The sequence below is a fragment of the Enterobacter cloacae complex sp. SYL003 genome, from assembly GCF_049236925.1.
GTDB classification, from domain to species: domain Bacteria; phylum Pseudomonadota; class Gammaproteobacteria; order Enterobacterales; family Enterobacteriaceae; genus Enterobacter; species Enterobacter intestinihominis.
The window spans coordinates 104,265-111,836 of record NZ_JBMKJK010000016.1 but is presented as its reverse complement, the minus strand read 5'-3'; the positions used below and the strand labels follow the sequence as shown (position 1 = coordinate 111,836).

Genomic DNA, 7,572 nt, shown 5'->3' with positions numbered 1-7,572 from the left:
GGGGTCTCCCCATGTGAGAGTAGGGAACTGCCAGGCATCAAACAAGTGAAGAGGCCATCCGCAAGGATGGCCTTTTTGCGTTTGTACGTCGAAAAACGATAGGCCGGGTCAGGCGAAGCCGTCACCCGGCAGATTTCAGACTGCACACCACGCCAAAATAAACTCTGCAATCCCCTCCACATTATTCAAATCCAGAACCGGTACTTCCAGCGTCAACGCAGCGTCACTGGCCACAGCAATCACATGTTCATCCAGCGTTAACTCACTTACATCATGCCCGGCACCGTTTCTGAACAGCAGGATCTTCGCAACAGCCTCGTGCTTAAACCCCTCAACCAGCACCAGATCCAGCGTGGAATGTTCCATCCGGCTGACAAGATAAGCGAGATCCAGCGGTGCTTCATCCGGAGTTTCTGTCATTAACGCCCAGCGCTGGTTACTCGCCACCATCGTTTGTGTAGCGCCAGCCTTACGCAGCTCATAGCTATCTTTCCCCGGCTTATCGACATCCATGTTATGGTGCGTGTGCTTAATCAATCCGGGACGAATACCTTTAGCGCAAAGTGCAGGTATCAGCTTTTTTAGCAGCGTAGTCTTCCCGGTGCCGCTCCAGGCAGAGATCGCTAATACGGGTATCATTTCTTCTCCTGCATCATCTGCAAATCTTTCGTCGTGTTTACATTCACAAACGCCGATTTCATGTCGCTGAAATCAACGGAATGCCCTCCTGACTGGCGCATAAATACCATGACGCGTCGCTCTCCTGCGGCCAGGTAATCTTCCAGCGCAGATATTAACGAGCGATTAATCAATGCGATCGTCGGATGGTCGCGTTCGCCGTCGTGTACCCAGACGACGGGAGCACCCTCGCACCGCTGCACCAGACGTTTAACCAGACAGGACGGGATGAAGGGCGTATCACATGAACAAAAGAGAAACCACTCTCCGTGCGACTGCTGCATAACGGAAAGCATTCCCGCCAGCGGGCCGGGGTAGTCCACAAGCTTATCCTGATAAACCGGATATCCACTGCGCTGATAAATATCAACATGTCGGTTAGCGCTGATCGCCATCGACGACACCTGATTTGCCAGGGTATCAGCAACATGCTGCCATAAGGGGGTGTTGTTCAGGAGCTGAAGACCTTTATCTTTTCCGCCCATTCGCGTTGCCCTGCCTCCGGCAAGAACGACCCCGATGATTTCCTGGCATTGATTCACGAATATCGCCTCTTTTATTGTGGGATTGACCCTGCTAACGTGTCTCTCTAAATGAAAGGAGCACTACCATGAAATGTAAACGTCTTAATGAAGTCATTGAGCTTCTCCAGCCGGCCTGGCAAAAAGAGCCAGAGCTGAATCTGATGCAATTTTTACAGAAACTGGCGAAAGAGTCAGGTTTTGATGGCGAACTGGCAGACCTTTCTGACGACATCCTGATCTACCACCTCAAAATGCGTGACTCGGCTAAAGATGCTGTTATTCCTGGTATTCAGAAAGATTATGAAGAGGATTTTAAAACCGCATTACTGCGCGCCCGAGGCGTAATTAAAGAGTAAAAGCTTGTAAGCGGAGCCACCGAAATCGCCACAAGATGATATCCTGAATCATTCGTATAATTTCCGGATGATCGGATGAACGACCAGGCTTTTACTTTCCAGACACTACACCCGGATACCATTATGGATGCGCTGTTCGAGCAGGGTATTCGGGTGGATTCCGGGTTAACCCCTTTAAACAGCTACGAAAACCGTGTCTACCAATTTCAGGACGAAGAGCGGCAGCGCTTTGTCGTAAAGTTTTACCGGCCACAGCGCTGGTCCGCAGAACAAATTCAGGAAGAGCATCAGTTTGCCCACGATCTGCTGGATGACGATGTTCCCGTTGCGGCACCGCTCAAATTTAATAACCAAACGCTGCTGACCCATCAGGGTTTTTACTACGCGGTATTTCCGAGCCTGGGCGGAAGACAGTTTGAGGCAGATAATATCGATCAGATGGAATGGGTTGCCCGTTATCTGGGGCGCATTCATCAGACGGGACGTAAAAAATCGTTTGTTGCCCGACCGACGATTGGTGTTCAGGAATATCTTATTGAGCCGCGAGAGGTATTCGAAACATCGGCGCTGATCCCAAAGGCGCTTAAAGATAATTTCCTCACGGCGACCGATAAGCTTATTGATGCTGTAAAAGCCTGCTGGCGGGATGATATTACCGCTCTACGCCTGCACGGTGACTGCCACGCCGGGAATATTCTCTGGCGCGACGGCCCGCTATTTGTCGATCTTGATGACGCTCGTATGGGACCTGCGGTGCAGGATCTGTGGATGCTGCTCAACGGTGATAAAGCCGAGCAGCGCATGCAGCTTGAGACCATAATTGAAGCTTATGAAGAATTTAGCCCCTTTAATTCAGACGAAATTGCCCTGATAGAGCCTTTACGTGCGATGCGATTTGTTTATTATCTCGCGTGGTTAATCAGGCGTTGGGAAGACCCGGCTTTTCCCCGAAATTTCCCCTGGCTTACCGGGGAGGATTACTGGCGCAACCAGATATCCACATTTACCGAGCAGGTTAAGGTTCTACAGGAACCCCCTCTGCAATTAACGCCGATGTATTAATTGGACACACCCAGGAGAGAGTTAATCATGAAAAAAATTTGGCTGGCGCTGGCTGGTATGATTCTGGCATTTAGCGCAACTGCTGCGCAGTTTACCGACGGCAAGCAGTACATTACGCTGGACAAGCCTGTAGCTGGCGAGCCTCAGGTGCTGGAGTTCTTCTCCTTCTACTGCCCGCACTGCTACGAGTTTGAGCAGGTACTTCATGTTTCTGACAACGTGAAGAAAAAGCTGCCGGAAGGCACCAAAATGACGAAATACCACGTTGAGTTCCTTGGCCCATTGGGTAAAGATCTGACTCAGGCATGGGCGGTTGCGATTGCGCTGGGTGTGGAAGATAAGATCACCGCGCCTATGTTTGAAGCCGTACAGAAAACCCAGACCGTACAAACTACGGCAGATATCCGTAAAGTGTTTGTTGATGCCGGTGTGAAAGGTGAAGACTACGACGCTGCCTGGAACAGTTTTGTGGTGAAATCTCTCGTGGCACAGCAGGAAAAAGCTGCCGCTGACTTCCAGTTGCAGGGCGTGCCGGCGATGTATGTTAACGGTAAATACCAGGTAAATATGCGTGGTATGGACACCACCAGTATGGATATCTTCGTACAACAGTACGCTGATACCGTGAAACACCTGGTTGAGATGAAGTAACAAACATAAAGAAAACGCCGGTCATTGACCGGCGTTTTTGTATGAAGATTTTAACTCCGCTATCTGTTCGTCTTTCTCTTTCCAGAGTGTATTGAGCCAAAGCTGGAAACGACGTTTGAAGTTTTTATCGTTAACGTAATCACCGTGCAGTTCCGTATCGATGGGCAACAGATCAACGCGGACTACGATACGCGTCAGCTTGCCGCTGAGCATATCGTAGAACGGCGTCCTGTCGTTTTCCGGATAGCAGAGCGTTACGTTCAACAATTTATCAAACTGCTCACCCAGCACGTTGAGGGCCATTGCGATACCCGCTGCCTTTGGCGGCAACAGGTGCTGATACGGAGAGCGAGTCTGCTGGCGCTTCTCTTCGGTAAAGCGCGAACCTTCGACGAAATTAACTATGGTGGTGGGATGCGCGCGAAACTTCTCGCAAGAACGGCGCGTAGTTTCCACGTCCATACCGCGGCGTTCCGGATGACGAATCAGATAGCTGCGTGAATAGCGTTTCATAAACGGCATATCCAGCGCCCAGCAGGCCAGACCAATGAAAGGCACCCATGCCAGTTGCTGTTTCAGAAAGTATTTGTTCATGGGAATATGTTTGCGAAACAGCACGCACAATACAACGATGTCGGCCCAGCTGTGATGATTGCAGATCAGCAGATACCAGTTCTTTTTATTCAGCTTCTCAAGGCCCTGAACGTCCCACTTTAACCAGGGGTTCAGATACAACAGGATCGCCAGCCCTTCACACCAGCAGTACATCATAAAATTACAAAAAGCAGACACTGCACGCCATACCGGGGGGACGGGCAGCAGGAGCTTAATTATTCCGGCAACGATGATTGGCACAGAACAGGCGATGGTAACCAGAATAGTTAAAATGACGCTTAGCAATAAGGTTATCGCAGCGAGTATTTTCGACATAATGAATTTTTTCAGATAGTTAGCTGTAATTAAGCAGCCGGCTATCCGGTGCTGGGCGCCGATCTTATCAGATATTGGCCCAGACCAGGGCGCTTTCGCACGAAGAGGCTGCGGCTTTTCCTGCCATGCAGCGAAATTTTCTATATAGACAGGGTGCTTACGTCTTATATCCACATAGACTAAATAACCATCAGCGGGGTTGGATCTTAAGTGATCTAATTTCAACTAATTGATTTTATTTGATAAATAAGTTTTCAGTATCAGTTTTATAGAACTGTTATTCACCTGTATTAAAAATATGCACAAACTTATCCACAGTTTGTTTTTGCGAGCGATCTTCACGATCGCAAAATCTTTTTCTGTATAAAGCGCTAAAACCTGATGTTTTCATCCTTCTGTGGCATCCTTTACCCATAAATTAATTAAAGGCACGGACATTATGGTTCAGATCCCAGAAAACCCACTTATACTCGTCGATGGCTCTTCTTACCTTTATCGGGCGTATCATGCGTTTCCTCCTCTGACCAACAGCGCAGGGGAACCTACCGGCGCAATGTACGGCGTGCTGAATATGCTGCGCAGCCTGATTCTGCAATACCACCCAACCCATGCGGCCGTGGTGTTTGATGCGAAGGGGAAAACCTTCCGCGATGAATTATTTGAGCATTACAAATCTCACCGTCCTCCCATGCCTGACGATCTGCGTGCGCAGATTGAACCGCTGCACGCTATGGTCAAAGCGATGGGGCTGCCTTTGCTGGCTGTCTCGGGCGTTGAGGCTGACGACGTTATTGGCACCCTGGCGCGCGAAGCTGAAAAGGCTGGCCGTCCGGTGCTGATCAGTACCGGTGATAAAGACATGGCGCAGCTGGTAACACCTGGGATCACGCTGATTAATACCATGACCAACACCATTCTTGGCCCGGAAGAAGTGGTTGCCAAATATGGCGTGCCGCCAGAACTCATTATTGATTTCCTCGCCCTGATGGGGGATTCCTCGGATAACATCCCTGGCGTGCCGGGCGTGGGCGAAAAAACAGCTCAGGCGCTGCTGCAAGGGTTAGGTGGGTTGGATACGCTGTACGCTGAGTCCGACAAAATTGCCGGACTTACCTTCCGTGGTGCAAAAACCATGGCCGGAAAGCTCGCCGATAACAAAGAGGTGGCTTACCTCTCTTATCAGTTAGCCACCATTAAAACCGACGTCGAGCTGGAACTTACCTGCGACCAGCTTGAAGTGCAGGAACCCGCCGCAGAAGAACTGCTTGGCCTGTTCAGAAAATACGAATTTAAACGCTGGACCACGGATGTCGAAGCCGGGAAATGGCTTCAGGCGAAAGGGGCAAAAGCTGCGGCGAAGCCGAAAGAAACTATTGTTGTCGATGCCGAAGAGCAGGCAGAAGAAGAAGCGGCAGCGCTCTCATTCGATAACTATGAAACCATCCTTGAAGAGTCGCAGCTCGTCGCCTGGATTGAAAAGCTGAAAAAAGCACCGGTATTTGCGTTCGATACCGAAACGGACAGTCTCGATAACATATCTGCCAATATGGTGGGCCTGTCATTCGCGACGGAGCCGGGTATGGCAGCCTATGTTCCGGTAGCGCATGACTATCTGGATGCGCCGGAGCAGATCTCGCGCGAGCGCACCTTAGAACTGCTGAAGCCGATTCTGGAAGACGAGAAAGCGCTGAAGGTCGGGCAAAACCTGAAGTACGACCGCGGTATTCTGCAAAACTACGGCATTGAACTGCGTGGTATCGCTTTTGACACTATGCTGGAATCTTACATTCTGGACAGCGTGGCGGGCCGCCATGATATGGATTCCTTATCCGATCGTTGGCTGAAACACAAAACCATCACCTTTGAAGAAATTGCCGGTAAGGGCAAAAATCAGCTGACCTTTAACCAGATCGCGCTGGAAGAAGCAGGCCGCTACGCCGCGGAAGACGCTGATGTTACGCTACAGCTGCATCTCAAAATGTGGCCGAAATTGCAGAAGCACGAAGGGCCGCTGAATGTTTTCCAGAACATTGAGATGCCGCTGGTGCCTGTGCTGTCCCGCATTGAGCGTAACGGCGTCAAAATCGACCCAACGGTGCTGCATAATCACTCTGGCGAGCTGGCGCAGCGCCTGACCGAGCTTGAACAGAAAGCGCATGAGCTTGCTGGAGAGGCATTTAACCTGTCGTCACCGAAACAGCTGCAAACCATCCTGTTTGAAAAGCAGGGTATCAAACCGCTGAAGAAAACGCCGGGCGGCGCGCCTTCAACCTCTGAAGAGGTGCTGGAAGAGCTGGCGCTGGACTATCCGCTGCCAAAAGTTATCCTGCAGTACCGTGGTCTGGCGAAGCTGAAATCGACCTATACCGACAAACTGCCGTTGATGATTAACCCGAAAACGGGCCGCGTGCACACCTCCTATCACCAGGCTGTGGCGGCGACCGGGCGACTTTCGTCAACCGATCCTAACCTGCAAAACATTCCGGTGCGTAATGAAGAGGGCCGCCGTATACGCCAGGCTTTCATTGCCCCAGAGGATTATCTGATTGTCTCAGCAGACTACTCGCAAATCGAACTGCGTATTATGGCGCACCTGTCGCGTGACAAAGGCCTGCTGACGGCATTTGCCGAAGGGAAGGATATCCACCGGGCGACAGCTGCCGAAGTGTTTGGCCTGCCGCTGGACAGCGTGACAAACGAACAGCGTCGTAGCGCAAAAGCGATTAACTTTGGCCTTATTTACGGCATGAGCGCATTTGGCCTATCACGCCAGCTCAACATTCCGCGTAAAGAGTCGCAGAAGTATATGGATCTCTACTTTGAGCGCTATCCGGGCGTGCTGGAATATATGGAGCGTACCCGCGCGCAGGCGAAAGAGAAAGGCTACGTTGAAACGCTGGATGGCCGCCGTCTTTACCTTCCGGACATCAAATCCAGCAACGCCGCGCGCCGTGCTGGCGCTGAACGTGCTGCTATCAATGCCCCGATGCAGGGCACTGCGGCAGACATCATCAAACGCGCGATGATCGCCGTTGATGCCTGGCTGGAAAAAGAGAAACCGCGCGTGAAAATGATCATGCAGGTACACGATGAACTGGTATTTGAAGTCCATAAAGACGACCTGGAAGAGGTCTCTCAGAAGATCCATGAACTGATGGAAAACAGCATGAAGCTGGACGTTCCGTTGCTGGTGGAAGTGGGTAGCGGCGAAAACTGGGATCAGGCTCACTAAGCGTTATCGGAATAACGCGCGTTTTATGTAAGTAAGCAACATAAGTACGCGCGTTTTGTGACGATCATTAGAATTCCCTATGTAAAGAATGAAAAAAAACTACAAAAAGTGCTTTTTCAAGAGACAAAAAAAGAGTAGA

General features: G+C 50.6%; 7 protein-coding genes. 4 read left to right on the top strand and 3 right to left on the bottom strand.

Going from position 1 to position 7,572, the window contains the following annotated elements:
* Positions 1 to 135: 135 nt before the first annotated feature.
* Positions 136 to 639, bottom strand: a complete 504-nt coding sequence (gene mobB, locus ACOT1A_RS19200) for a molybdopterin-guanine dinucleotide biosynthesis protein MobB (RefSeq protein ID WP_063150752.1) — start codon at positions 637 to 639, stop codon at positions 136 to 138.
* On the bottom strand, positions 636 to 1,220 hold the full coding sequence (mobA, locus tag ACOT1A_RS19195; RefSeq protein WP_063150751.1) for a molybdenum cofactor guanylyltransferase MobA: 585 nt from the start codon (positions 1,218 to 1,220) through the stop codon (positions 636 to 638). Before mobA ends, mobB begins: the two co-directional genes overlap by 4 nt.
* A gap of 68 nt (positions 1,221 to 1,288) precedes the next feature.
* Between mobA and ACOT1A_RS19190 the strand changes: the two genes are divergently transcribed.
* The 3 genes from ACOT1A_RS19190 (at position 1,289) to dsbA (ending at position 3,271) form a co-directional block, all read left to right on the top strand.
* Entirely contained in the window at positions 1,289 to 1,558 is a 270-nt protein-coding gene (locus tag ACOT1A_RS19190) for a YihD family protein (protein WP_003861904.1), read from the top strand.
* Between the two features lie 75 nt (positions 1,559 to 1,633).
* Positions 1,634 to 2,620, top strand: coding sequence for a serine/threonine protein kinase (locus ACOT1A_RS19185; protein ID WP_022649859.1), 987 nt, complete (start codon positions 1,634 to 1,636; stop codon positions 2,618 to 2,620).
* 27 nt (positions 2,621 to 2,647) lie between these two features.
* A complete protein-coding gene (dsbA, locus tag ACOT1A_RS19180; RefSeq protein ID WP_022649858.1) occupies positions 2,648 to 3,271 on the top strand; it encodes a thiol:disulfide interchange protein DsbA in 624 nt (207 codons plus the stop codon).
* A 21-nt stretch (positions 3,272 to 3,292) separates the two neighbouring features.
* Here dsbA and ACOT1A_RS19175 read toward each other — a convergent pair whose 3' ends face one another.
* The gene (locus tag ACOT1A_RS19175; RefSeq protein ID WP_022649857.1) at positions 3,293 to 4,201 is read right to left on the bottom strand and encodes an acyltransferase; all 909 of its coding nucleotides are present in this window, start codon (positions 4,199 to 4,201) and stop codon (positions 3,293 to 3,295) included.
* Between the two features lie 439 nt (positions 4,202 to 4,640).
* On the opposite strand from ACOT1A_RS19175, the gene polA reads away from it, so the two are divergent.
* On the top strand, positions 4,641 to 7,433 hold the full coding sequence (polA, locus tag ACOT1A_RS19170; RefSeq protein ID WP_276170158.1) for a DNA polymerase I: 2,793 nt from the start codon (positions 4,641 to 4,643) through the stop codon (positions 7,431 to 7,433).
* Positions 7,434 to 7,572: the final 139 nt, after the last annotated feature.

What these genes read in the sequence shown, in the direction of transcription:
- mobB (WP_063150752.1), bottom strand. Translation starts at nt 639, where the DNA reads ATGATACCCGTATTAGCGATCTCTGCCTGGAGCGGCACCGGGAAGACT.
- ACOT1A_RS19190 (WP_003861904.1), top strand. Translation starts at nt 1,289, where the DNA reads ATGAAATGTAAACGTCTTAATGAAGTCATTGAGCTTCTCCAGCCGGCC.
- ACOT1A_RS19185 (WP_022649859.1), top strand. Translation starts at nt 1,634, where the DNA reads ATGAACGACCAGGCTTTTACTTTCCAGACACTACACCCGGATACCATT.
- dsbA (WP_022649858.1), top strand. Translation starts at nt 2,648, where the DNA reads ATGAAAAAAATTTGGCTGGCGCTGGCTGGTATGATTCTGGCATTTAGC.
- ACOT1A_RS19175 (WP_022649857.1), bottom strand. Translation starts at nt 4,201, where the DNA reads ATGTCGAAAATACTCGCTGCGATAACCTTATTGCTAAGCGTCATTTTA.
- polA (WP_276170158.1), top strand. Translation starts at nt 4,641, where the DNA reads ATGGTTCAGATCCCAGAAAACCCACTTATACTCGTCGATGGCTCTTCT.